17 protein-coding genes and 1 pseudogene are annotated in these 25,974 nt (G+C 70.7%); 9 read left to right on the forward strand and 9 right to left on the reverse strand.

Annotation, left to right across the window (positions count from 1 at the left end):
* Positions 1-7 precede the first annotated feature (7 nt).
* Positions 8-505: a MarR family winged helix-turn-helix transcriptional regulator gene (locus tag ACIQRL_RS06835; protein ID WP_401327881.1), complete on the forward strand. Its 498-nt coding sequence runs from the start codon at positions 8-10 to the stop codon at positions 503-505.
* Here the strand turns inward: ACIQRL_RS06835 and ACIQRL_RS06840 are convergent.
* Complete coding sequence (locus tag ACIQRL_RS06840) at positions 399-1,988, reverse strand: hypothetical protein (RefSeq protein WP_401327884.1); 1,590 nt, start codon at positions 1,986-1,988, stop codon at positions 399-401. The two genes, ACIQRL_RS06835 and ACIQRL_RS06840, sit on opposite strands and share 107 nt — an antisense overlap.
* A 93-nt stretch (positions 1,989-2,081) precedes the next feature.
* Here ACIQRL_RS06840 and ACIQRL_RS06845 point away from each other — a divergent pair, with 93 nt between their 5' ends.
* The 4 genes and pseudogenes from ACIQRL_RS06845 to ACIQRL_RS06860 form a co-directional block, all read left to right on the forward strand.
* Entirely contained in the window at positions 2,082-3,350 is a 1,269-nt protein-coding gene (locus tag ACIQRL_RS06845; RefSeq protein ID WP_401327887.1) for a glycosyltransferase 87 family protein, read from the forward strand.
* 55 nt (positions 3,351-3,405) lie between these two features.
* The gene (locus ACIQRL_RS06850) at positions 3,406-5,001 is read left to right on the forward strand and encodes a glycosyltransferase (protein ID WP_401327890.1); all 1,596 of its coding nucleotides are present in this window, start codon (positions 3,406-3,408) and stop codon (positions 4,999-5,001) included.
* A 148-nt stretch (positions 5,002-5,149) separates the two neighbouring features.
* Complete coding sequence (galE, locus tag ACIQRL_RS06855) at positions 5,150-6,130, forward strand: UDP-glucose 4-epimerase GalE (protein ID WP_401327893.1); 981 nt, start codon at positions 5,150-5,152, stop codon at positions 6,128-6,130.
* Between the two features lie 59 nt (positions 6,131-6,189).
* Positions 6,190-6,540: pseudogene (locus ACIQRL_RS06860) on the forward strand (ADP-ribosylglycohydrolase family protein); the annotation flags it as partial.
* A gap of 16 nt (positions 6,541-6,556) precedes the next feature.
* Here ACIQRL_RS06860 and ACIQRL_RS06865 read toward each other — a convergent pair.
* Complete coding sequence (locus tag ACIQRL_RS06865; protein ID WP_401327896.1) at positions 6,557-7,213, reverse strand: TetR/AcrR family transcriptional regulator; 657 nt, start codon at positions 7,211-7,213, stop codon at positions 6,557-6,559.
* A gap of 172 nt (positions 7,214-7,385) precedes the next feature.
* Between ACIQRL_RS06865 and ACIQRL_RS06870 the strand changes: the two genes are divergently transcribed.
* Positions 7,386-8,306, forward strand: a complete 921-nt coding sequence (locus tag ACIQRL_RS06870; protein WP_401327899.1) for an ABC transporter permease — start codon at positions 7,386-7,388, stop codon at positions 8,304-8,306.
* 16 nt (positions 8,307-8,322) lie between these two features.
* On the forward strand, positions 8,323-9,144 hold the full coding sequence (locus ACIQRL_RS06875; RefSeq protein ID WP_401328162.1) for an ABC transporter ATP-binding protein: 822 nt from the start codon (positions 8,323-8,325) through the stop codon (positions 9,142-9,144).
* Between the two features lie 96 nt (positions 9,145-9,240).
* Here ACIQRL_RS06875 and ACIQRL_RS06880 read toward each other — a convergent pair whose 3' ends face one another.
* The 4 genes from ACIQRL_RS06880 to ACIQRL_RS06895 form a co-directional block, all read right to left on the reverse strand.
* The gene (locus ACIQRL_RS06880; RefSeq protein ID WP_401327902.1) at positions 9,241-10,392 is read right to left on the reverse strand and encodes a glycosyltransferase; all 1,152 of its coding nucleotides are present in this window, start codon (positions 10,390-10,392) and stop codon (positions 9,241-9,243) included.
* Positions 10,389-13,430, reverse strand: a complete 3,042-nt coding sequence (locus ACIQRL_RS06885) for a CDP-glycerol glycerophosphotransferase family protein (RefSeq protein ID WP_401327905.1) — start codon at positions 13,428-13,430, stop codon at positions 10,389-10,391. The genes ACIQRL_RS06880 and ACIQRL_RS06885 overlap by 4 nt, the downstream gene beginning before the upstream one ends.
* A 37-nt stretch (positions 13,431-13,467) precedes the next feature.
* Positions 13,468-13,938, reverse strand: coding sequence for a GtrA family protein (locus ACIQRL_RS06890; RefSeq protein WP_401327908.1), 471 nt, complete (start codon positions 13,936-13,938; stop codon positions 13,468-13,470).
* 274 nt (positions 13,939-14,212) lie between these two features.
* Entirely contained in the window at positions 14,213-19,153 is a 4,941-nt protein-coding gene (locus tag ACIQRL_RS06895; RefSeq protein WP_401327911.1) for an NAD-glutamate dehydrogenase, read from the reverse strand.
* Between the two features lie 626 nt (positions 19,154-19,779).
* On the opposite strand from ACIQRL_RS06895, the gene ACIQRL_RS06900 reads away from it, so the two are divergent.
* On the forward strand, positions 19,780-20,346 hold the full coding sequence (locus ACIQRL_RS06900) for a DJ-1/PfpI family protein (protein ID WP_401327913.1): 567 nt from the start codon (positions 19,780-19,782) through the stop codon (positions 20,344-20,346).
* 241 nt (positions 20,347-20,587) lie between these two features.
* Here the strand turns inward: ACIQRL_RS06900 and ACIQRL_RS06905 are convergent, their stop codons facing one another.
* Both ACIQRL_RS06905 and ACIQRL_RS06910 read right to left on the reverse strand, forming a co-directional pair.
* Positions 20,588-21,253: an HAD family hydrolase gene (locus tag ACIQRL_RS06905; protein ID WP_401327915.1), complete on the reverse strand. Its 666-nt coding sequence runs from the start codon at positions 21,251-21,253 to the stop codon at positions 20,588-20,590.
* Positions 21,254-21,325: 72 nt separating this feature from the next.
* Positions 21,326-21,841, reverse strand: coding sequence for a DUF6912 family protein (locus ACIQRL_RS06910; protein WP_401327917.1), 516 nt, complete (start codon positions 21,839-21,841; stop codon positions 21,326-21,328).
* Positions 21,842-22,186: 345 nt separating this feature from the next.
* Between ACIQRL_RS06910 and ACIQRL_RS06915 the strand changes: the two genes are divergently transcribed.
* Positions 22,187-22,882 (forward strand): Rv3235 family protein, encoded by a 696-nt coding sequence (locus ACIQRL_RS06915; RefSeq protein ID WP_401327919.1) that lies wholly within the window; start codon positions 22,187-22,189, stop codon positions 22,880-22,882.
* A gap of 133 nt (positions 22,883-23,015) precedes the next feature.
* On the opposite strand, the gene secA is transcribed toward ACIQRL_RS06915, so the two are convergent.
* Entirely contained in the window at positions 23,016-25,859 is a 2,844-nt protein-coding gene (gene secA / locus ACIQRL_RS06920; RefSeq protein ID WP_401327921.1) for a preprotein translocase subunit SecA, read from the reverse strand.
* Positions 25,860-25,974: the final 115 nt, after the last annotated feature.

The raw sequence follows: 25,974 nt of genomic DNA on the forward strand, positions 1-25,974 counted from the left end.
TGGGGGCATGACCGCGACGCCCGCCCCGAGCCCCCAGGCCCCCGCGGCGGGGGACTTCCTCCGCCTCGACGAGCAGATCTGCTTCTCGCTGAACGCCGCCTCGCGCGCCTTCGGCGGTGTCTACCGCGTACTTCTGAAGGACCTCGGGCTCACCTACCCGCAGTACCTGGTGATGCTGGTGCTCTGGGAGCACGGCGAGCTGCCCGTGAAGAAGGTCGGCGAGCATCTGCGGCTCGACTCGGGAACCCTGTCGCCGCTGCTGAAGCGGCTGGAGGCCGCGGGGTTCGTACGGCGGGAGCGCAACACGCGGGACGAACGCTCCGTGCAGGTGGGGCTCACGGAGGAGGGGTCCGCGCTCCGGGAGCGCGCGCTGTCCGTGCCGCGCCGGATCGCGGCCGCTACCGGGGCGGACCTGGAGGAGATCCGAGAGCTCCGGGCCCGGCTCGACCGGCTGACGGCGGCACTGGACGAGGCCGCCCTGTCGGAGGCACCGGGATGTACGTAGGCCTGCGCACATAGAGGCGCAGGGTCACCCCGCTGCGGACGACCTGCTCCCGGGGCACGAACTCCTCGTCGACCACGGCGAGTTTGGCCCGCTCGGTCGGACTTCCCGGGGACCAGGCCCGCCGTGTCGCGAAGGGCGCGGCGACCAGCCAGACACGGTCGAGCCGGTCCAGCCTGCGGCGCAGTTCACCGGGGTCCGCCTCCAGGCCGTACAGCGTGCCGGAGGCGGGCGCGGGGACGCTCAGCGCGATGTCGCGGATCCCGCTGAAGCCCTTGGGGTACGCGAGTGCCGCGCGCCGCGCGAGCGACGGCAGGAACAGCACCGGGTCGCCGGGACGCAGTTCGCGGTGGGCGACGGCGGAGACGGCGGCGAGGTTGTCGGGGCGGCGGTCGGGGCGGCGGTCCCGGCGCAGCAGCGGGAGCTGGACGGCGAAGACGAGGGTCACGGCGAGGACGCCGGTGAGGACCGCGTGGGGCAGCGGCCGGGGCAGCCGCGTCGCGAGGCGGTCGGCTCCGGCGGCCGCGAGGAGCGGGGCACCGGCGAGGGCGTAGAGGACGTACCGCTCGTCGTAGAGCGGCCGCCAGTGCGACACCGTCAGCAGCAGCGCCGGGGGCACCGTGACCAGGGGCAGGGCGACGGCCGGGAGCGAGAGCGTGCCGCGCGGGGTCCGGGACGGCCGGAGCGCGAGGGCGACGAGCACCAGGTACGGCAGGATCACGAGCCAGGCCGGGCCGGTGAAAAGCCCGAGGAGGCGCTCCGCGCTCCCGAGGCCGGTCCTGGAGAGCCAGGCGACCTGCGCGGACTGCTCCCACGAGACCAGGACCAGGGGCGCCAGCACCAGGACCACGGCCCCCGCGGCGAGGGCCCAGGCCCGCCACACCCGCGCCGGTACGCGGGCGAGCGCCAGGGTCGCGGCATGGGCGAGGAGCAGGAGCAGGGCCATTTCGTGCAGCAGACAGGTGGCGGCGACCGTGGCTCCGTAGGCGCACCAGGGTCCGGGCCGGGCGGACCGGACGGCCCGCACCAGCAGCAGGGTCGCGCCGGCCGCGCCGGCCGCGACGAGCGCGTAGGAACGGCCCTCCTGGGCGAAGTGGCCGGTCATGGGCGTGACCGCGTACAGCAGGCCCGCCCACAGGCCGACGCGCGGGCGGCACAGGCGCACACCGAGGGCGGCCACGAGCCCGGTGGCCGCGGCGGCTCCGCAGACGGAGGGCAGGCGCAGGGCGATCTCGCCGGGATGCGGGGCGAGGACGGCGTGCATCAGGAGGTAGTACAGGCCGTGCACGGCGTCCACCGTGTGCAGCAGATGCCAGATCTGCGGCACCGAGCGCCGCGCGACCTGGAAGGTCACCGCCTCGTCGCGCCACATGCCGCCCCGGTCGAGCCCCCAGAGCCCGATGCCGAGCATGACCAGAACGGGCGGGAGGACGGCCACCGCCTCCGGACGCCGAGCCGCCGACCGCCGCACCCACGCATGCACCATGGGAACGATTTTTTGCTATTAAACAACCTTTGATCGGTATTGACGGCGTATCGCACCGTAGGACCCATCCATGCGGCTTACGATCCGGGCTTGATGAGCGTCTTCCGGAACCACCGCCCGCTTGCCCTCGCCGCCGTCTGGCTCGCCACCCGTGCCCTGATGCTGTGGCTCCTCGCCCACGACCAGCTCGCCCCGCTCGGCAGGGGCGGGGTCTCCACCGAGGTGGGTCATCTGTACTTCCGCTGGTACGGCGTCCTGTCGCGGGGCGCGTTCCCGGTGGGCGACCGGCTGTGGCAGTACCCGCCGGGCGCCGGCCCCGTCCTGCTGGCGCCCGCGCTGCTGCCGTGGCTGACGTACTTCACGGCGTTCGTGACGCTCACGCTCGCCGCCGACGCGGTGATCACCGTCGTCCTCACGCGCGCGGGGCTGCGGCCCGGCCGCAGCCTGCGCGGCGCGCGGCTGTGGGTGCTGGGGCTGCCGCTGCTGCTGCACATCCCGCTCGCCCGGTACGACGTGCAGGTCACCGCCTTCGCCGTGGTCTCCCTGCTGACGCTCTCGCGCCGCCCGCGCCTGTCCGGCGCCTTCGCCGCGCTGGGGGCCCTGGTGAAGGTCTGGCCCGCGCTGGCACTCATCGGAACGCCCAGGGGCCGCACCACCCGGGAGGTGTGGACATCGGCGGCCGTCACCGCCGCCGCGCTGCTCGCCCTTCTCGCGGCCGCCTTCAGCGGCCCGTTCGACTTCCTGCGCCAGCAGAGCGGCCGGGGCGTGCAGATCGAGTCCCTCGGCGGCACGGTGCTGGGCTTCGCGCGCCGCGCCGGCTGGCCGGGCACGGTCCGCTACCGGTACGGCGCGATGGAGTTCGTCGGGCCGTACGTCGGCGCGGTCGCGGCCTGCTCGCTCGCCCTGACGGTCGCCGCGTTCGGGCTCGTCCTCCTGTGGCGGACGCGGGCACGGCGCTGGACGACGGCCACCCCGTACGACGCGGCGCTCACCGCCGTCCTGCTGTTCACCGTGACGAGCCGGGTGATCAGCCCCCAGTACATGGTGTGGCTGCTGGGGCTGGCCGCCGTCTGCCTGACCTCGCGGCACACCACGCAACGCCCGGCCGCCGCGCTGATCGTGGCGGCGACGGCGGTCAGCTCGGCGGTGTACCCGGTGCTGTACGGCGAAGTGGTGCGCAGTACCTGGACGGGCTGCCTGCTGATGCTCGTACGCAACGGGCTGCTGGCGACGGCGGCCGGCGTGTCACTCGTACGGCTGTGGCGGTCGGGCCCGCCCACGACCGCCAGGAACCGCACCGCGCCGACCGGGCAGGCGCGGAGTCCACACCGGATTCCCGCCGGGCTCCGAACAAGACAGTGACTGCCTCTTAACGGAGAATTACCCGCAATACTTACGATTCCGGCTCGTGGATCACATGAACCCTCACCCAGCGCAGGTCAGCGTCGTCGTCATCGGGTACGACGACGCCGCCCATGTCGCGGACGCCGTGCACTCGGCGCTCGCCCAGGGGCCGGCCGTCCGCGAGGTGATCGCCGTGGACGACTGCTCGACGGACGGCAGCGCGGCCCTCCTCGACGCCCTCGCCGACGGGGAGCCGCGTCTGACGGTGATCCACCGCCCGGCCAACAGCGGCGGCTGCGGCAGCCCGCGCAACGACGGCATCGACGCGGCCACGGCTGCGTACGTGATGTTCCTGGACAGCGACGACGTCCTGCCGCCCGGCGCGGTGGACGCGCTCCTCGCCTCCGCCGAGGAACACGACGTCCAGGTCGCGGCCGGACTCTGCGTGCGCCGCGAACTCCCCTCGGGCCGCGAGGTCCCCTGGGAGCGCAAGCTCTACACGCGGCCCGCCCTGATATCGCGCCCCTCGCGCCGCCTGCGTCTCGCCCACGACACCCTGTGCGTCAACAAGCTGTACCGCACCGACTTCCTGCGCGAGCACGGCATCCGCTTCCCCGAAGGCCGCTACCCCTACGAGGACTTCGTGTTCACCGCGCGGGTGCTGGCCGCCGCGCCGCGCATGGCGCTGATCCCCGACACGGTGTACATCTGGCACGTCCGGCGCTCCGCCGACCGCCTGTCCATCTCGCTCGACCGCGCCGACATCAGCAACTGGCGGGCACGGACCGAGGCGAACCAGGCGGCGTACGAGATCCTCCTGAGCGCCGGGGAGAAGCAGCTCGCGCGGGCCGTGCACGCCAAGTTCCTCGACCACGAGCTGCGGATGTACGCGCGCGAACTGGAACTGCGCACTCCCGAGTACCGCGGCGCCTGGTGGGACCTCACGCGTGCGTACCTGTCGACGTTCGACGCGGCCGACTTCACCGTCAATCCGGCCGCCCCCGGACGGCTCGTCGCCCGCGTGCTCCTCGCCTCGCCCGCCCCGCGCGACCTGCCCCGCCTCAAGGAGCTGGCCGCCCGGCCGGCCCGGCTGCTCCCGCCCTACACCCGCACGTCCGACGGCACCCCCGTCTGGTCCTCCGACCTCCCCCAGGTCACTCTGGAGCACTTCCTGGACCGGCCGGCCCATCTGCTGCCCGCCGCCGTCGACGCGGAGCTGCGGCCCCGCGCGCGCGGCACCCGGCTGCGGCTGCGCCTGCACGAGCTGTACGGGCGGATGGCGGAGGCGGGTCCCGCCTCGGTGGACGTGGAGTTCGTCCACCGGGAGGAGGGCCGGGTGGGCCTGGACGGCACGGCACCCCTGGTCGCCGACCGTTACGGCGACACCTGGTCGGCGGAGATACCGGTGGACCTGTCGGCGCTGGGCGCGGGCACCTGGGATCTGCGCCTGGTCGTGCGTTTCCGCGACGGGTCGAGCCGGGAGGTGTCGGCGCACGCGCGCGGCGGCCCCGGTCTGCTGGGCCGCCGGGCGGTTCCGGACGTTCGCCAGGGCGTTCTCCTCGTCCAGCCGTACCGGACGCACGCGGGGGCGCTGGGACTGCGCACGGCGTCCGGTTGGCGAGGAATGACCGAAGTGGTGTCGCGAAGGCTCCGCCGCCTGCTTCACTGATACGCGGCCGCGGACGCGACGCGCGAACGCGGACACCGTACGCGCGCCCCGCGCCGCTCCTCCCCGACGGCACCGCAGGCCACGGCACGGCACGGCACACAGAGCAACACCACCACCACGGACTCACCCACGAAGGGAACGGACGCACATGACCTGGCTGATCACCGGCGGCGCCGGCTACATCGGAGCGCACGTCGTCCGCGCGCTGCGCGAGGCGGGCGAGCAGGCCGTGGTCTACGACGACCTGTCCACGGGGATCGCGGAGCGGGTGCCGTCGGACGTTCCCCTGGTGGCCGGCTCGACCCTGGACGGCGAGCTGCTGGCCCGGACGCTCACGGAGCACTCCGTCACCGGTGTCGTCCATCTGGCCGCGAAGAAGCAGGTCGGCGAGTCCGTGGAGCTGCCCCTCCACTACTACCGGGAGAACGTCGAGGGCCTGCGCGTCCTGCTGGAAGCCGTGACCGCGGCATCGGTGTCCGCGTTCGTCTTCTCGTCCTCGGCCGCCGTGTACGGGATGCCGGACGTGGAGCTGGTGACGGAGGAGACGCCGTGCCGGCCGATGAGTCCGTACGGCGAGACGAAGCTGGCGGGTGAGTGGCTGGTGCGGGCGACCGGCCGCGCCACGGGTCTGTCCACGGCCTCCCTGCGCTATTTCAACGTGGCCGGGGCGGCGACCCCCGAACTGGCCGACGTGGGTGTCTTCAACCTCGTCCCCATGGTCTTCGAGAAGCTGACGGAGAACGCCCCGCCGCGCATCTTCGGCGACGACTACCCGACGCCCGACGGCACCTGTGTGCGCGACTACATCCACGTGGTCGACCTGGCCGAGGCGCATGTGGCCGCGGCCCGCGCCCTCCAGTCCTCCCCCGGCCTGGACCTGACCCTCAACATCGGCCGCGGCGAGGGTGTTTCGGTCCGCGAGATGATCGACCGCATCAACGCCGTCACCGGCTACGACCGGCCCCCGGTCACCACCCCGCGCCGCCCCGGCGACCCGGCCCGCGTCGTCGCCTCCGCCGACCGCATCTCCGTCGAACTGGGCTGGAAGGCCCGCTACGACGTCGAGGACATGATCACCTCGGCCTGGTCCGGCTGGCTCCGCCACCACCCGGGCGCCAGCCGAACCTGACCGACGAAGGACCCACCCCCTGAACTCCGTTCCCCAGCAGCCTTCTTGACGGTCATCCGCCTCCGGCTCGCCCCGACCGGGCGACGGAGTTCAACGGTGCCGTGTGGCCCTGTCTCGGCTCGGCCGTGTGGGCTCCGCGGATCACGGACTCCTACGAGGAGGCGGTGCGCGCGGCGATCGACCTCGGGGGCGACACGGACACCGTCGCGGCGGTGACGGGCGCACTCGCGGGAGCCGTGCACGGAGACGCCGCCCTGCCCGCCCACTGGACCGAACCACTGCACGTACCTCTGCCGGGTTCGGCCGGACGGGTACTGCGCGCCCCCGAACTCACGGACCTCGCAGTCCGGTTGGCCGACCACGCACAACGGCCGGCCGGGGAGACGTCCGCCCCGGGGCACCGGCCCTGAGCGAAGCGCGCTCGGCTCAGAGCGCCTTCAGCGCCGCCGCCGTCGCGCGGGCCAGGCTGGCCAGATAGCCCTTCGGGACCTTGGGGCCGCGGACCACCACCGCGCGCCAGTACAACGGGCCGGACATCAGGTCCAGCGCGAGTTCGACGTCGGCTCCCTCGCGGATCTCGCCCCGCGCGGTGGCCGAGGCGACGATCCCGCTCGACACCGACTGCTGGCCCTCCCGCAACGCCTGCTGCATGGCGTCCGCGATCTCGGGGTTGCGGGCCGCCTCGGCCTGCAGGTCGGGGATGATCTGACCGGCGACCGGATGCCGCAGGGCGCGCGAGGTGACCTCGTACAGCAGCCGCAGGTCGCCCTCCAGGGAGCCGGTGTCCGGAGCGGGAAGCCCCTGGACCGCGACCGTCGAGACCAGGTCGAGCACGAGGTGGAGCTTGGAGCGCCAGCGCCGGTACACCGCGGTCTTGCCGACCCCCGCACGACGGGCGATGCCCTCGATGGACATCCGGGCATAGCCGACGGACGCCAGCTCCTCGAAGACGGCGGCGCGGATCGCCTCCGTGACATCCTCCCGCAGGAGGGCCGCACCGGCGGGAGCCCGGCGACGCGGGGCCTTCCCGGCGGCAGGCGCGGGCGTGGCGGCACTCGCGGCTGTATCGGCGTTCGTCGTCATACGGACCAGCATAGGGCGTTACGACGAAACGGTTGCGTTCCGACGTCGACTGGGCCTACTCTCGCGTTACGACGATACGGTCCCGTTCCGACGCATGAAAACGGCAGGAAGCGCTGTTGGAAGCATCGGGACGGACCGCGCGCCCCCCACCCCCCGAGCGAAAGCAACGGATGTGAGCCAGGTTCTCAACACACCGCCCCCGACAGCGACGCCGGCCTCCCCCGCCGACGACGCCGCGGCCCTCGCCGCCCGGTACGGCCTCACCGTCAGCGGCGCGCGCCCGAGCCTGCCCGCGTACGTCCGCGAACTGTGGGCACGGCGCCACTTCATCACCGCGTTCGCGACCGCCAAGCTCACCTCGCAGTACAGCGAGGCCAAGCTCGGCCAGGTGTGGCAGGTGGCGACCCCGCTGCTGAACGCGGCCGTCTACTACTTCATCTTCGGTGTCCTGCTCGGCACCAAGCACGGCGTACCGGACTACATCCCCTTCCTGGTCACCGGCGTCTTCATCTGGACCTTCACCCAGAGCTCGATCATGGCGGGCACCCGGGCGATCTCCGGCAGCCTCGGCCTGGTCCGCGCCCTGCACTTCCCGCGCGCCGCGCTGCCGGTGTCGTACGCCATCCAGCAGCTCCAGCAGCTCCTGTTCTCGATGGCCGCGCTGGTCGTCATCCTGCTGTGCTTCGGCGTCCCGGTGTCCGCCTCGTGGCTGCTCGCCGTGCCCGTGCTGGTGCTCCAGTTCATGTTCAACGCGGGCGTCGCGATGATCATGGCGCGCATGGGCGCCAAGACCCCGGACATCGCGCAGCTCATGCCGTTCATCCTGCGCACCTGGATGTACGTCTCGGGCGTCATGTGGAGCATCGACAAGGTGCTCAAGCACAGCAACCTGCCGCACTGGGCGATGGTCGCGCTGGAGAGCAACCCGGCGGCCGTCTACATCGACCTGATGCGCTACTCGCTGATCGACAGTTTCCACGCGCACCAGCTGCCGCACCACGTCTGGGCGCTCGCGCTGGGCTGGGCGATCGTCGTCGGCGTCGGCGGCTTCATCTACTTCTGGAAGGCAGAGGAGACCTACGGCCGTGGCTGACATCATCGCGCAGGACATCCAGCCGCAGAGCGCCGAGAGCACGGCCGGGGCCACCCCCGTGGCCGACGCCGAGCTCGTCCCCACCGTCGTCGCGGACCACGTCGACATCGTGTACCGCGTCAACGGCACCGGCGCCGGCCGGGGCAGTGCCACCGCCGCCCTCAACCGCATCATGCGCCGCGAGAGGACCGAGAAGGCGTCGGGCGTCCGCAAGGTCCACGCGGTCAAGTGCGTCTCCTTCGTCGCCTACCGCGGCGAGGCCATCGGTCTGATCGGCACCAACGGCTCCGGCAAGTCCACGCTGCTCAAGGCGGTCGCGGGCCTGCTCCCGGTGGAGAACGGCAAGATCTACACCGACGGCCAGCCCTCGCTGCTCGGCGTCAACGCGGCCCTGATGAACGACCTCACCGGCGAGCGGAACGTCTACCTCGGCGGCCTCGCGATGGGCATGTCCCGCGAGCAGGTCAGGGAGCGCTACCAGGAGATCGTCGACTTCTCGGGCATCAACGAGAAGGGCGACTTCATCACCCTGCCCATGCGGACCTACTCCTCCGGCATGGCGGCCCGGCTGCGCTTCTCCATCGCGGCGGCCAAGGACCACGACGTCCTGATGATCGACGAGGCCCTCGCGACCGGTGACCGCTCCTTCCAGAAGCGGTCCGAGGCGCGCATCCGCGAGCTGCGCAAGACCGCGGGCACGGTGTTCCTGGTCAGCCACAACAACAATTCCATCCGCGACACCTGCGACCGCGTGCTGTGGCTGGAACGCGGCGAGCTGCGCATGGACGGGCCGACCGAGGACGTCCTCAAGGAATACGAGAAGTTCACGGGCAAGTAGGCACGTGAGCACCTGAGCCCGCGGGCCGGGGAGAAGTGACCGAGGCGGAGCCGGACACCGGCTCCGCCTCGGGTCGTTCCGCGCACCGGCGGCCGCTCAGCGCTCCAGGAACGCGAACAGCTCCTCCCACCTGCCGACGACCTCGTCCGTCGTGAAGCGCTGGATGTTCACGCGCGCCGCCTCGCCCATGGAGTCCCGCAGGGCCTTGTCGGACATCAGCGTGTCCAGCCGGCGGGCCAGCTCACCCGTGTTGCCGAGGGTGGCCAGCAGGCCGTCCTCGCCGTCCCTGATGATCTCGTGGACGCCGGGAGCGCAGTCGAAGGCGGCACACGGCAGACCGGTGGCCATGGCCTCCATGAGGGCGAGCGGGAAGCCCTCGCCCCGCGAGGAGAGCACGAAGACCGAACCGCCGCGCAGCACGCCCGGCACATCGCTCGTGCGGCCCATCCAGTCGACGGAGTCGTCGAGCCCGAGGGCCGTGCACTGCTTCCTCAGGATCTCCTCGTCCTCGCCGGAGCCGTAGATCCGCAGCCGCCAGTCGGGGTGGCGGGGGGCGGTCTCGCCCCAGGCGTCGAGGAGCATGTCGATGCCCTTCTGGTCGCTCAGCCGCCCGACGCTGACCACGACGTTCTCGGTGCGCGGCGAGGGCACCTCGGGCACGAACGGCAAGGGATTCGGCATGAAGGACGCGTTGTTCATGCCCTGCCCGATCCACAGGTCGGCGTCCTCGCGGGTGAGCGCCAGCATCCGGTCGACGTCCGCGTAGTGCTTCAGGACCCGCCTGAAGCGCGAGGTCGTCCGGGAGTACTCGAAGGACTCGTGGCTCATCCCGATGACGGTCAGGCCGTTGGTGTCGGCGAGTTCCACCCACTCCATGGCCCAGACCTGGGTGACGATCACGACGGCGCCGGGCCGCGCGGCCCGGAACAGCGCGGTCAGCTCGGCGGCCCGCTCCCGCATGCCCGCCGCCCGCTCGGCCCGCAGCCTCCGCTCGGCGACATCGAGCCGTCCCCTGAGTCCGCGCGCCGGTCCGACCCGCGGCGGATGGACGTCGTACAACGTCGTGGTGGGATAGGGGAGTTCGCCCAGTTCCTGGGGAACGGCGGGCTCGGTGATCCCCACGACGTGCACGCGGTGACCGCGCTCGGTGAACAGCCGGGCCATCTGGTGCGACCAGCTCGTCACCCCGCCCAGTTCGTCGACGCTGTTGGAGACGAAGAAGATGTCCCGCTGCGCATGGCCGGTCATCCACGCCTCCACTTTCCGAAGAACTGGTCGACGACACCGCGGGCCGCCGTCCCCTTGTCGTACTCACCGAACTCGGCGGTGAACTGCTCGCGTCTGACCGCGTACTTGATGGTCTGTTCCTCCAGCGAACCGAGCGCCGCGTGCAGTTCGTCCTCGGTCCGCACCACCGGTCCCGGCGCCCGCTCCAGCAGGTCGAAGTAGGTGCCGCGGTCCTCGTGCACATACGCGTCGTAGTCGTACACGAAGAAGAACAGGGGGCGGTCGAGGAGGGCGTAGTCGAACATCACGGACGAGTAGTCGGTGATCAGTCCGTCGGCCAGCGCCAGCAGCGGGGTCATGTCGTGCTGCGCGGTGACGTCGATGACCCGGCCGCGCACGGACGGCGGGAGCACGACGTGGTTCAGGTAGTGCGAGCGGACCAGGAGGACATAGCGGTCGCCGAAGGTGTCGGCGAAGCGCTCGATGTCGAAGGGCAGCTCGAAGCGCCGCTTTCCGCCGTCGCGGTTCCGGAAGGTCGGGGCGTACAGGAGGATCTGCTTGTCCTCGGGAATGCCCAACTCGGCGGCAAGAGGACCGCGTTCACGCCGTCCCTCGGTCTCCTCCCGCTGCCTCGCCTGCACGAGCGCGTCGTTGCGCGGGTAGCCGACCCTCAGCAGGGTCCGCTCCTGGAGCCGGAACGCCCGCGCGAGGGTGCGCACATCGTGCTCGGAGCGGATCAGGAACCGGTCGAAGCGGTCCAGCGTGCTCTGCTGTTCGGCCTGCTCCTCACGGGACTTGAGCTTCCACTCGGCCTCGTCGAAGCCCATCCGCTTGAGCGCGGAGCCGTGCCACGTCTGGATGTACGTCGTGTCCGGCCGCTTGGCGAGCTTCAGCGGGTAGCTCTGGTTGTCGACCCAGAACTCGGCCTGCGCGAGCGCCCTGAGATAGGGCAGCGACCAGCGGCGTACGAGGGTGGCGTCCTCCGGGAAACCGGCCGGACTGCCCGCGTACGCCCAGACGGCCTGGAACTCCAGGCCCTGGCGGCGCATCTCCTCGTAGATCGCCCGGGGGCTGTCGCTGTACTGGCGGCCCAGATGGCTCTCGAAGACGACGAGCCCCTTCCGGACGGGCAGCCGGCTGAACACCTCGTGGTAGAGGCGGATCTTGGTATCACCGGAGGTGAGTTCCTTGCGCAGCGAACGGGCCTTGCGGTAGCCCGTCTTGGCGAGCGTGCCGGCCCGGCCGTGCACACCGCGCTGCACGAGGACGTTCGCCTTCTTGTCGGGGACCAGCCGGAAGGACAGGTGCCCGCGCGAGGAGACGACCGGTTCGATCCGGTCCGCGACCAGTCGGGTGAGCCGGGGCCGGACGGGCAACTGCCCTGCGGCCAGGTCGGGTTCGGCGGCGCTGAGCCGGGTGGTGGTGCGGACGCCGTCGACGTCGAGGTGAAGCCGTACGTCCCACACCGCGTCCACGATGCCCAGCGGCCGCACCGCCGAGAGGTCCGCCGATGTCTCCCAGGCGACCGACTCGCCCGCGTGCCACACGTTCGCCACCGGGAAGCGGAAGGTCTGGAAGCGCACCCCGGGACGGCGGGCGTAGAACTCCAGTTCTCCGGTCAGCCGGGCGCCGGCCGGGATCACACCGAGCGGGTTGGTGATGCGCCCGGCGAGCCGGACGGTGCCGCCGCCGCTCTCGTACGAGGTCAGCACGTTGCGCAGGAACATCTTGTCGACCGGCTTGACGTGGTGGCCGAGCTCCGTGACGTCCAGGACGTGCCGGCCGAAGGGGTCGTCGAGATGCTCGGCGCACCAGAACACACGCCCGTCGCGCTCGACGAGCGGCGAGGAGATCTTGTCGCGGTTGGCGAGCGTGTCCACGGCGGGCAGCAGGTTGTCCCAGTCGCTCACCTGGAGGAGATAGGCGCAGATGGCGTGGATGGGTTCGGCCTCGTCGAAGGCGGCGCGGTCGATCGACTCCAGGTACTGCCGGGCGATCGCCGCGAACTCCTCGCGGAAGGAGGCGTCGCGGAAGGGCAGTTCGCGCAGATGAAGGACCAGGTCGTGCTTGAGGAACTTGACGTCCTTGGCGAACTTCAGCTCCAGGAGCCCCTTGTCCGCGAGGAGTCGGTCGACCCGGCGGTGGATCTCCATGCGGTGCGTGAAGTTGGCGATCTCGTCACGCCGGTTGCTGATGGACTTCGCCGCGGCCTTGTCGGCGACCCTCCAGTCGTACACCCGGTTGGGGATGAGGGTGATGCGGCGGGCGGTGGCGTACGCCTGGGCGGAGAAGAGCAGGTCCTCGTAGTGGATGCCGACCGGGAAGCGCAGCCCCTCGTCGAGCAGGAACCGCCGGCGGTAGCACTTGTTGGTCGACAGCGTGTCGAAGACCAGCAGGTCGGGCAGCTCGGAGATCGACTCCAGGGTGCGGGTGCGCTCGTACAGCCAGGGGTACCACTTGACCTCCTTGCCGGTGCGCGAGTCGACGTGCACGCGCACGCACAGGCCGGAGACCAGGTCCGCGCCGGTGGCCTCGGCGGCCTCCAGCATGTTGCGGCAGGCGTTGCGCTCCAGGACGTCGTCGCTGTCCAGGAAGAGGAGGTAGGTGCCGCGCGCCTCGGTGATACCGCGGTTGCGGGGGGCACCGCAGCCGCCGCTGTTCTCGGGGAGCTGGTAGGCGCGGACCCGGTCGGGGTGGGCGGCGGCCAGTCCGCGCGCCACCTCGTACGAGCCGTCGGTGCTGCGGTCGTCGACGACGACGACCTCGACGTCGTGCAGCGTCTGGTCCAGGACGGAGCGGACGGCCGTGGGCAGCCGGGCGGCGTCGTTGTAGACGATGACGACCACGGAGACGGCCGGCCGGTCCGGCCCGGCCCCTGCGGTCCCGGCCGGGGAGGCGGCGGGCTCGGTCCCGTACCCGGACGGCCCTGCCGCGAGCCCTGGCCCTGGGGGCTCCGTCCGGTGCCCGGACGGCCCGGTCCCCTGCCGGGAGGGTTCTGCCCCGGAAGCGGCGGGCACGGTCCCGTGCTCGTCGAACGCACGACGTTGATCCACATTCATCCTATTAATCGTAGACATCGCAACCCGCTTTGGGTTGCTATCGGCCGTTCTTCGCGTGTTGGAAGACCCACGTCCGGTACACCACGAAGCGGAAGGCCGAGGCCAGCACGATCGACAGCGCCTTGGCGATGTTCGAGCCGAGCGGACCGTTCATCCCCAGGCCGTGATAGCCGAGATAGAACAGCACGCTCTCCATGACGACGCCGAGTCCGCTGAACGCGAAGAAGAGGGCGATCTGGCGGCGGGTGCGCGAGGCCCGGTCCCGGTAGGCGAAGAAGCGGAAGCCGAGGTAGTTCGTCCCCATGGCGACACAGCTGGCGACGACCGTGGCGGCCATCGGGGGCCACTTCAGGCCGTGCAGCGCCAGATTGAAGAAGAGGATGTTGACGGCGACCCCGCTGCCGCCGACGACCGAGAAACGGGCCACTTCCAGGGCGAGACGGCTGACCTTCCGGACCTTCGGAGCTTTGGGGGCTCTCCGTGGGCCGATGACGGGCGGAGTCGCCACGGAGGCCCGCCTTTCGGTGAGGTGCACTGTCACGGGTCCGGATCCTCCACGCGTCTGTCGGTGCATAAAGCCGCCGGTCGGGCCGCCTGCCGAGCCAACCTTAAGCTAAATGTCCTATTTACCAGGTATAGGTAAATTCCGAGCCGGAGTTTCGCCAGAGACCGGCAAGAAAGCACGACAACGGCCCCACACGCACCAGAGGCGCCCCGGGTCGTGATGACCCGGAGCGCCTCCGATCTCTTACCTCCCAGGTCCGACGCCCGGGAGCCACCGCCTAGGAATGCGTGCGCAACAGCGTCCGCATCGTCCGCATCGCCACCGACAGGTTGGCGAGGTCGAACGAGTCCGAGCCCTGGATCTCGTCCAGGGTCGTGCGGGCCCGCCCGAGGATCGCCGTGTTCTTCTCCTGCCAGGCCTCGAAGCGCTGCTCGGGAGTGGAGGTCCCGTCGCCCACCGCGAGAACGTCGGCGGTGAGCGCCGCGTGGGCCGCGTACAGGTCCTCGCGGATCGACGCGCGGGCCATGGACTGCCAGCGGTCGGCACGCGGCAGCTCGATGATGCGGTCCATGAGCCGGGTGATGCCGAGACGGTCGGCGAGGTCGTAGTAGACCTCGGCGACGGCCATCGGGTCCTTGCCCGTGCGGTCGGCCACCGAGACGATGTCCAGCGCCGGGAAGGCGGAGGAGAACCCGGCCACGCGGGTGGCGAGTTCGTCCGGCACACCGGCGTCCGACAGCTCGTCGTAGATCTGCTGGTACCACTCCAGGTCCGTGCCGCGGAGCAGCTTCGGCAGCTCCGACCACACCTGCTCGACGCCGTCGGTGAAGAAGCCGATCGTCTCGGCGAGCTGGAGCGGCTGCGGCCGGTTGTTGAGCAGCCAGCGCGTGCCGCGCTCGACGAGACGGCGCGAGTGCAGCCGGATCCGGGTCTGGACGTCGGCGGCGACGACATTGTCGAGCGCCTCCACCGCGTCCCACACCGCGGCGGAGTTGAAGATCGCGCGGGCCGCTGTCTGCGCCCGGACGATCTCCTCCAGCGAGGCACCCGTCTCCTCGCGGAGACGGTGCAGGAAGCTCGTACCGCCCGTGTTGACCGTGTCGTTGACCAGGACGGTCGTCACGATCTCGCGGCTCAGCGCGTGCCCCTCGATCTGCTCGCGGAACTTGTCGCGCAGCGCCGTCGGGAAGTACGCGTGCAGCAGGCTCTGCAGATACGGGTCGTCGGGCAGCGAGGTGGCGAGCAGCTCCACCGAGACCGTGATCTTCGTGTACGCGAGGAGGACCGCCGTCTCCGGACCGGTCAGACCCTGACCGGCGTTGAGCCGCTCGCGGATCTGCCGCTCGGTGGGCAGGAACTCCAGCGCCCGGTCGAGGTGCCCCTCACGGACCAGATGGCGCAGGAACCGCTGCTGGGCGTGGAGCATGCTCGGGGACTGGGCCAGGGCGTTGGCGATCGCCGTGTTCTGCGCGTAGTTGTTGCGCAGCACCAGGGCGCCGACCTCGTCGGTCATCTCGGCGAGCAGCTTGTTGCGCTGCTTGACGGTCAGATCGCCGTTGGTCACCACCGCGTTGAGCAGGATCTTGATGTTCACCTCGTGGTCGGAGGTGTCCACGCCCGCGCTGTTGTCGATGGCATCGGTGTTGATCTTGCCGCCGTGCTGGGAGAACTCGATCCGGCCGAGCTGGGTCAGGCCCAGGTTGCCGCCCTCGCCGACGACCTTGACGCGCAGGTCGCCGCCGTCGACGCGGATCGCGTCGTTGGCCTTGTCGCCGACGTCCGCGTGCGACTCGGCGGACGACTTCACGTAGGTGCCGATGCCGCCGTTCCACAGCAGGTCGACTGGCGCCTGGAGGATCGCCTTCATCAGATCGGCGGGCGTCATCTTCGCGGCGCCGGAGTCGAGGCCGAGGGCCTCACGGACGTGCGCGTTGACCGGGATGGCCTTGGCACTGCGCGGGAAGACGCCGCCGCCGGCCGAGATCAGCTCGGTGTTGTAGTCCGCCCACGAGGAACGCGGCAGCTCGAAGAGGCGGCGGCGCTCGGCGTACGAGGTCTCCGCGTCCGGGTTCGGGTCGATGAAGATGTGCCGGTGGTCGAACGCGGCGACCAGGCGGATGTGCTCGGAGAGCAGCATGCCGTTGCCGAACACGTCGCCGGACATGTCCCCGACACCGACCACGGTGAAGTCCTGCGTCTGGGTGTTGACGCCCAGCTCCCGGAAGTGCCGCTTCACGGACTCCCAGGCGCCGCGGGCGGTGATGCCCATCTTCTTGTGGTCGTATCCGGCGGAGCCGCCGGAGGCGAAGGCGTCGCCGAGCCAGAAGTCGTACGCCTGGGCGACCTCGTTGGCGATGTCCGAGAAGGTCGCGGTGCCCTTGTCGGCGGCGACCACGAGGTAGGTGTCGTCCTCGTCGTGCCGGACGACGTCGGTGGGCGGGACGATCTCGCCGGCCACCATGTTGTCGGTGATGTCGAGCAGCGCGGAGATGAAGGTCCGGTAGCTGCGGATGCCCTCGGCCAGCCACGCGTCACGGTCCACGGACGGGTCGGGAAGCTGCTTGGCGACGAAGCCGCCCTTGGCGCCGACCGGCACGATGACGGTGTTCTTCACCATCTGCGCCTTGACCAGGCCGAGGATCTCCGTGCGGAAGTCCTCACGCCGGTCGGACCAGCGCAGACCACCGCGCGCGACCTTGCCGAAGCGCAGGTGCACGCCCTCGACCCGCGGCGAGTACACCCAGATCTCGAACGCCGGGCGCGGCGCCGGGAGGTCCGGGATCGCCGTCGGGTCGAACTTCATCGAGACGTACTCGTGGGGCGTGCCGGCCACGGTCTTCTGGAAGAAGTTCGTGCGCAGGGTCGCCTTGATCAGGTGGAGGAAGGACCGCAGGATCCGGTCCTCGTCCAGCGAGGCGACCTGGTCCAGGGCCGCGTCCAGCTCCTCCAGCAGCGCGTCGGTCAGCTCGACGCCGGCGCGCTGGCGCTCCGGCGACATCCGCGCCTCGAACAGCGAGACGAGCAGCCGGGTGGTGTGGACGTTGTTGCGGAGGGTGTCCTCCATGTAGTCCTGGCTGAAGGTGGAACCGGCCTGGCGCAGGTACTTAGCGTAGGCGCGCAGCACCATCGACTGCCGCCAGGTCAGTCCGGCGCTCAGCACGAGGGCGTTGAAGCCGTCGTTCTCGGCCTGTCCGGTCCAGGTGGCGGCGAAGGCCTCCTGGAACCGCTCGCGGCCGTCGTCGCCGAGGTAGTCGCCGTTGCCGTTGAGGGACTTGGGCAGACGCAGTCCGAAGTCGTAGATCCACGCGGTCGTACGGTCCGAGCAGCGCAGTTCGTACGGCCGCTCGTCGGTGACCTCGACGCCCATGCGGTTCAGGGCGGGCAGGACCGCCGAGAGCGAGACCTGCTCGCCGGTGCGGTAGATCTTGAAACGGCGCTCGCCGGGTGCCGCGCCCACCGGCTCGTACAGGCTGAGCGCGAAGTCCTTGCGGGGTTCCTGCCCGAGGGCCTGGAGGTGGACCAGGTCGGCGACGGCGGAGCGCGGGGAGTGGTCGGCCTTGTAGCCCTCGGGGAAGGCGTTCCCGTACCGGCGCAGCAGCTCGGCGGCGCGTTCCTCGCCGCACTCGGCGGTCAGCGCCTCCCCGAAGCCGTCGGCCCAGGAGCGGGCGGCCTCGACGAGTCGCGCCTCGATGCGGTCCTTGTCGGAGTCGGAGAGCTGCGGGAGCTCGGTGCCCGGCTCGACGCGGACCACGAAGTGCAGCCGGGACAGGATCGACTCGGTGTTCCAGGCCGTGAAGTCGACGCTGGTGCCGTTGAGCTCTTCCTTGAGGATGTCGATGATCCGCAGGCGCACACCGGTGGTGTAGCGGTCGCGCGGAAGGTAGACGAGGGCCGAGTAGTAGCGCCCGTACTCGTCCTGGCGCAGGTAGAGCCGCAGCCGGCGCCGCTCCTGCAGGTACAGGACGGAGGTCACGATCGCCCGGAGCTCGTCCGCGGGGGTCTGGAAGAGCTCGTCGCGGGGGTACGTCTCCAGGATCTGGAGGAGGTCGCGCCCGTCGTGGCTGTTGGGCGAGAACCCGGCGCCGCGCAGGACTTCCTCGACCTTGCGGCGGACGACGGGCACCCGGCGCACGGACTCGGTGTACGCGGCGGAGGAGAACAGGCCCAGGAAGCGGCGCTCCCCGACGACGTCACCGTTCTCGTCGAACTTCTTGACGCCGACGTAGTCCAGGTAGGAGGGCCGGTGCACGGTGGCACGGCTGTTCGCCTTGGTCAGGATCAGCAGCTTGTGCTCGCGGGCCTTGGCGCGGGCGTCCGCGGGCAGCCGCTCGAAGGACGGGCTGACCGGGTGGCTGTCGTCGCCGCCGTGCGGCGGGTCCGAGCGCAGGATGCCGAGCCCGGTGCCGGGGACGGCGGCCAGCGAGTCGTCCTCGCGGAGCTGGTACTCGCGGTACCCGAGGAAGGTGAAGTGGTCGCCGGAGAGCCAGCGCAGCAGCTCCCGGGCCTCCTCGACCTCCTGGTCGCGCAGATCGTCGGCGGTCGGCTCCTTGGGGAGCTCCTCCGCGATCCGCAGCGCCGCGTCGCGCATCTTCTCCCAGTCCTCGACGGACTCACGGACGTCGGACAGGACGCGCAGCAGATCGGCGGTGATCTGCTTCAGGTCCGCGCGGTCGGTCTCCCGGTCGATCTCGACGTGGATCCACGACTCGACGTGCGCGTCGTGCGGCAGTTCCTCGGCGGAGGGCCGCGTGGGCAGCACCTCGATGAGCTCGCCGGTGAGATTGCGCCGCAGGACGAACTGCGGGTGGATGACGACGTGGATGCCGCGTCCCTGGCGGGACAGCTCGTTGGTCACCGAGTCCACGAGGAAGGGCATGTCGTCCGTGACCACCTCGACGACGGAGTGGCTGCAGGTCCAGCCGTTCTCCTCGACGGTGGGCGTGTGCACGCGCACGTTGGCCGTGCCCTGCGGGCGGTTCTCGGCCAGTCTGTAGTGGGAGAAGGCCGCTCCGAAGACGTCGACCGGGTCGCGGTCGGTGAGGTCCTCCGGGGCCGTGTGCAGGTAGTAGCGCTGGAGGAACGCGAGCACGGTGTCCCGGTCGGGGGTGCCCTCGTCCGTCGTCCCAGTCGGTAGGTGCCCCCCGACCGGGCTGTTCTCAGCTACCCGGGCGGCCCGTTCGAGCAGCTCGGCCTTGGCTTCGTCCAGCTTGGTCTGCATTGTCCTCTGGCTCCTGTCGCGCGCCGTTGCGTGACGTTGAAGGAAGTACGGTCTCGTCGCTTCCGACGCAACGCCGCGACGCGGGGTGTCCGGTCTGCTTCGACGCTATGCCGCAAGGTGAGATGGGCGGAGGGGTATCGGCCATTCTCGACGGCCCCGGAGACTGTGACGCTGCTCTCGGCGACGTCCGTGCCCGGGGTGCCGTCGACGTACGGAGTGCGTTGCCGTGGGCGCTCGCCGCGTTTCCGCTCGCGCACACGGCCGTCGCCATGATCCCGTCCCGCCCGTGAAGATCAGCGATTACCGCCCGGTCACGGATGTCGTCCGTGCGCTCCGGGCGCGGGGCAGGGGCGACGATGCCCCCGCGAGATATCGCGCTGATCACGCCACCAGGCTATCGCCCCCGACCCGGGGGTCGTCATGAGCCGTATGTGTACAAAACCGGGGGTGGAACTTTGACACTATGCACAGGGACGAATGGGGCGATGGCATGCAGTGCGGGCCGACTGCGGGCTACCGTCGTCCTACGGGCAGTGTTCTGCCCCTTGGCAAGTACCTCCCCCGGAGGCAGGTTGACCGGGACGGCGAACGGAACGCGCAAGGACGGCCGACGGGAGCGCAGCACCATGGCAGCGAAGATCCTCATTGTCACCGGCGACGCCGCGGAGTCGCTGGAAGTCCTCTACCCCTACCAGCGCCTGCTCGAGGAGGGGTACGAGGTCCACATCGCGGCCCCCACCCGCAAGAAGCTGCAGTTCGTGATCCACGACTTCGAGCCCGGCTTCGACACCTACACCGAGAAGCTCGGCTACACCTGGCCCGCGGACCTCTCGTTCGCGGAGGTCGACCCCGGCGCGTACGTCGCCCTGGTCATCCCCGGCGGCCGGGCGCCGGAGTACCTCCGCAACGACCTCGAACTCCGCAAGATCCTGAAGGCCTTCTTCGACGCGGACAAGCCGGTGGCCCAGATCTGCCACGGCCCTCTGCTGACCGCGGCCGTCGACAGCCTGAGCGGCCGCCGTGTCACGGCGTACCCCGCGCTGGAACTCGACATGCAGGCGGCGGGCGCGACCTTCCAGGACGCGGAGGCCGTCGTCGACGGCACCCTGGTCTCCGCCCGCGCCTGGCCGGACCACTCGGCCTGGATGCGCGAGTTCCTCAAGGTCCTGCGCTCGAAGGCCCCGGTGAACTGACGGGTGCGAGGGCGCGGGGCGGCCGGCCGGTCACGGCACCCGGGCGACCGTCCCCGGGCCGGGCACGCCGACCGACCGCGGGGCACGCGCCATCGCGTCCGTGCCGAGGCCGGGCACCCAGGCCAGGGCACGGGCCCGAAGGCAGCGGCCGAAGGCAGGTCCGGGAGGCCGCGGCGGGCCGGGACGGACAGGTCGGTGAGGTCTGGGCCAGGCGCCTCGGCGGGCTCCTGGCCCACTCCCCTCAGGCAGCCAGCCGCCCGGCCTCCTCGACCGCCTCCTCCAGGCTGTCCACCACGGGAACACCGGCCTCCTCCAGGCTGGCGCGACTGTGGGAACCCCCGGTGTACAGCACCGCCCCGGCCCCGACATGGCGGGCGGCCAACGCGTCGTCCACGGCGTCGCCGATCACCACCACGCGGGCCGGCTCGACGCCCGTGATGGCACCGAGGTGGCGCACCATATGCTCGGCCTTGCTGCCGCCGGAGGGCCCGGTCCGCCCGTCGACCCGTACGAAGTGCGGCTCGATCCCGAAGCCCCGCACCAGCGGGACCAGATCCTCGTGCCCGTACATGCTCAGGAGGGACTGGCTGCGACCCGCCGCTCCCCACCCGGCGAGCAGCGCGGGCACCCCGGCGGTGAGCTCGCACGCTGTGCGGTGCTCCGCGTAGTACCGGTGGAAGGTCTCGTCCATGATCAGCCACTCGGCGTCCGTGGGCAGCCGCCCCATCAGACGCTCGTAGAACCTCGGCACGGGCACGCAGTACAGCGACCGATACCGCTCCAGCGTGATCGGCTCGAGCCCCAGCTCGGCGAACGCCGCGTTCGTCGCCCCGATGATCGCGTCATTGTCGTGGAACAGCGTGCCGTTCCAGTCCCACACAATGTGCGCGTTTCCTTGCTTCCCCATACAAGAAAAGTACCCGCCACCACTGACAGCACCTCATCGCGGCCGGAAGTCGGGCGGGCGGAAACCGGGCGGCTACTCCCCGAGCCCGACCAGGTTGGGGATCTCCTGCGTGGCGAACCACAGCAGGACGTGGTCCTCGGCCCCGTCGACCACGAACTGGGCGTCGTCGTCCCCGACGTCCGCCGCGCCCAGCGCGTCCGCCGCCGCGGTCACGTCCGCCTCGGCGTCCGCCGAGTCGACGTGCACGGCGGCGGCCTTGGAGAGCGGCACGTCCTGGGAGACCCGCACCTCGCCGAGCGCCGCGGGATCGAGCCCCCGGTCGGGGTCGGCGGCCGCGGCCCGGTCCGGTACGTCGACGGCGACGACGACCCGGCGCCGTACGGCCCCCGGATCGACCGCCAGGAGCCGCAGCGAGGCCAGCGCGGCACGGCTCAGCGCCGCGTACTCCAGTTCCTCGATGTCGTCGGAGAGGTACCACTCGCGCAGGGCGGGCGTGACGGCGTACGCGGTGAACGGTCCCGCCTCCAGCTCTCCCGTCTTGTACGCCTCGGCGAGACCGGAGAGGGTCAGGGGGACGTAGACGCGCATGGCTGGCCGCTTTCGTAGTCGGGGCTCCGAGGGTCACGCAGTCCGGGCACTCCGGGGAGGGCGGTCCGCGCCTCCGGGGAGGGCCTTCAGGATACGTGCGGGCGTCCCCTTTCGAGGTCCCGGCGGCTCCCTCCGTGGCGTCCACCCCGCGCCCGCGATTCACCCGGTACTCCCCTTCGCCACCAAGGGGTCCGCCGCTCCCGGCCACCCTGATAGGTGAATTCTCCGGCCGCCGCGACACGCGCCCACCGTCCTTGCGCGGGCCCGCTCCCGCCTCGTACAAGATCCCCGACACGAAAGTTACCGACCGGTATCCATCGGCCCAACGACGATCGGGGACGACGCATGAACAAGGTGATGACCAGGGCAGGGCGCCACCCGGGCACCCGTCCGCCCGGCCGTCAGGACACCCGCCGCCCGGGCGGCGCCCCGCCCCGCACCCCGGGCGCAGGCACCCCCGGCAGGCCCCCGGGCGGCAGCCCGCCCCAGGACACGGGCTCGACCCGCACCGGCACCACGAACACCCCATCGCCCTCACGGCCTCCGTCCCACCCGTCCCCGGCCACCGGCGCTCCGGCGGCGGCACGAAGCACGGGCCATCCGTCCACGGGACCGGGCGGCAGCCGCTCTCCGGCGACGGCACGAGGCGGGGCCCGGCCGCTCGCGACGACGTCCGCCGAAGCGCCTCGGCGCCCCGCTCCCCAGCCCCGCCCCACCGATGTCTTCGCCGAGCGCCTGCTGGCCGTACTGAGCGGTGAGCGCCCCGTCCATTGCATGCTGCGCCACACCGCGGGCCGCGCCTACGACGAACTGGCCTGGCTCGCCGAACGCGGCTCTCTTCGCACCCGCGGCGCCCGCCCCGTCGTGCGGGACATCGGCTACTACGTCGCGCGCCCCGGCGCCGTCGAGGCCTTCGCCCGCATCGGCGCCGGCGACCAGCTCCGCGCCATGGCCTTCCGGCTGGAGCAGGGCCCCGACCTCCGCTGGCGCTGCACGGCCATCGAACTCGGCGGCCCCCGCATGCCCCGCCCGAAGGACTGAACGGCTCCGGTCCGGACCGAACGGCTCCGGTCCGCGCCCTCGGCGAACGCGAAGGGCCGGACACCAGGTGCCCGGCCCTTCCCGCGTCACCGGTCGCGCGCGGCGGCAGTCGCCCGCCGCCCGCGACCCTCACTCACTTCTTGCGGCGACGCGCGGCACCCTTCTGCGCCTTGCGGCGCTCCGCGCGCGTGAGGCCGTCCGCCTCGGAACGCACGGGCTCGTCGTCGCTGGCGAAGTCGCCCTCGATGACGCCACCCTCGCCGTCCACGGTCGGCGCGGAGAAGTGCAGCCGGTCCGGCCGCTGCGGGGCGTCGAGCCCCTTGGCGCGGATCTCGGGTCGCATCCCGCCCGCGGGGACCGCTTCCTTCTTGGCGAGGGACGGCGCGGAGTCCTCGACCAGGACCTCCTCGACCTGCTGCTCGACCTGGACCTCCAGGTTGAACAGGTAGCCGACGGACTCCTCCTTGATGCCGTCCATCATGGCGCCGAACATGTCGAAGCCCTCGCGCTGGTACTCGACCAGCGGGTCCTTCTGGGCCATCGCACGCAGGCCGATGCCCTCCTGGAGATAGTCCATCTCGTAGAGGTGCTCGCGCCACTTGCGGTCCAGGACCGACAGCACGACCCGGCGCTCCAGCTCACGCATGATCTCGGAGCCGAGCTGCTCCTCGCGGGCCGCGTACTGGTCGTGGATGTCGTCCTTGATGGACTCGGAGATGAACTCGGCGGTCAGACCGGCACGGTCGCCGACCGTCTCCTCCATCTCGTCGACGGTGACCTTCACCGGGTAGAGCTGCTTGAAGGCGCCCCACAGCCGGTCGAGGTCCCACTCCTCGGCGAAGCCCTCGGCGGTCTCGGCCCCGATGTAGGCGTCGATGGTGTCGTCCATGAAGTGCTGGATCTGCTCCTCGAGGTCCTCGCCCTCCAGGACACGACGGCGCTCGCCGTAGATGACCTCGCGCTGCCGGTTGAGCACCTCGTCGTACTTCAGGACGTTCTTGCGGGTCTCGAAGTTCTGCTGCTCGACCTGCGACTGGGCGGAGGCGATGGCACGCGTGACCATCTTGTTCTCGATCGGCACGTCGTCCGGCACGTTCGCCATCGACATGACGCGCTCGACCATCTGCGCCTTGAACAGGCGCATCAGGTCGTCGCCCAGGGAGAGGTAGAAGCGGGACTCGCCCGGGTCGCCCTGACGGCCGGAACGACCGCGCAGCTGGTTGTCGATACGCCGAGACTCGTGGCGCTCGGTGCCGAGGACGTAGAGACCGCCGAGGTCCTTGACCTCTTCGAACTCCGCCTTCACCGCCTTCTCGGCACGCTCCATGGCTGCGGGCAGGGCGTGCGCCCACTCCTCGATGTGCTCCTCGGGGTCGAGGCCGCGCTGGCGCAGCTCCGCCTCGGCGAGGTCGTCGGGGTTGCCGCCGAGCTTGATGTCGGTACCACGGCCGGCCATGTTGGTGGCGACGGTCACGGCGCCCTTGCGGCCGGCCTGGGCGATGATCGGCGCCTCACGGTCGTGCTGCTTGGCGTTCAGCACCTCGTGCTGGATGCCGCGCTTGGAGAGCTGCTGCGAGAGGTACTCGGACTTCTCGACCGAGGTGGTGCCGACCAGGATCGGCTGGCCCTTCTCGTGCTTCTCGGCGATGTCGTCGACGACCGCCTCGAACTTGGCGACCTCGGTGCGGTAGATCAGGTCGGACTGGTCCTTGCGGACCATCGGCCTGTTGGTCGGGATCGGGACGACGCCGAGCTTGTAGATCTGGTGGAACTCGGCGGCCTCGGTCATCGCCGTACCGGTCATGCCGGAGAGACCGGGCATTTCCTTGCCGTCGTGGTCGTGGCGCTTGTAGAGGCGGAAGAAGTTCTGGAGGGTGATCGTGGCGAGCGTCTGGTTCTCGTCCTTGATGTCCACCCCTTCCTTCGCCTCGATCGCCTGGTGCATGCCCTCGTTGTAGCGGCGGCCGGCGAGGATACGGCCGGTGTGCTCGTCGACGATCATGACCTCGCCGTCGATGACGACGTAGTCCTTGTCCTTCTTGAACAGTTCCTTCGCCTTGATGGCGTTGTTCAGGTAACCGACGAGCGGGGTGTTCACCGACTCGTAGAGGTTGTCGATGCCCAGCCAGTCCTCGACCTTGGCGACGCCGGGCTCGTGGATGGCGACGGTGCGCTTCTTCTCGTCGACCTCGTAGTCGCCGGTCTCCTCGATGCCCTTCAGGGAGTTGCCGGCCTCACCCTTCTTCAGGCGGGTGACCAGCTTGGCGAAGTCGCCGTACCACTTGGTGGCCTGGTCCGCCGGGCCGGAGATGATCAGCGGCGTACGGGCCTCGTCGACGAGGATGGAGTCGACCTCGTCGACGATCGCGAAGTTGTGGCCGCGCTGGACGAGCTCGTCCTGGGCCCACGCCATGTTGTCGCGCAGGTAGTCGAAGCCGAACTCGTTGTTCGTGCCGTAGGTGATGTCGCACGCGTACTGCTCGCGGCGCTGGGCCGGAGTCATGTTGGCGAGGATGCAGCCGACCTCGAGGCCGAGGAACTTGTGGACGCGGCCCATCATTTCGGAGTCGCGCTCGGCCAGGTAGTCGTTGACCGTGATGAGGTGGACGCCGGCTCCGGAGAGAGCGTTCAGATACGCGGGCAGGGTGCCGACGAGCGTCTTGCCCTCACCGGTCTTCATCTCCGCGACATAGCCGAGGTGGAGCGCGGCGCCACCCATCATCTGCACGTCGTAGTGACGCTGGCCAAGGGCGCGCTTGGCCGCCTCACGGACGGTGGCGAATGCCTCGGGCAGCAGGTCGTCGAGGCTTTCGCCGTCGGTGTACCGCTGCTTGTACTCATCGGTGAGGGCCCTCAGCTCGGCGTCGGAGAGGTTGACGAAATCCTCTTCGATGGAGTTGACCTGGTCCGCGATGCGGTGCAGTTTGCGCAGGATCTTGCCTTCGCCTGCACGCATGATCTTCGAGAGGACGGACACGGGGGTTTGTCTCCTTGCCGGTCGGGCCTGGGGGACGGTCGGTTTCAATGACAGTTTCAATTCACAGCTTGAGCAACGGCCATCGTAAGCGAGGACCACACCGCGCCGGGAGGTC

Source organism: Streptomyces sp. NPDC091209 (assembly GCF_044757755.1).
Classification (GTDB): domain Bacteria; phylum Actinomycetota; class Actinomycetes; order Streptomycetales; family Streptomycetaceae; genus Streptomyces.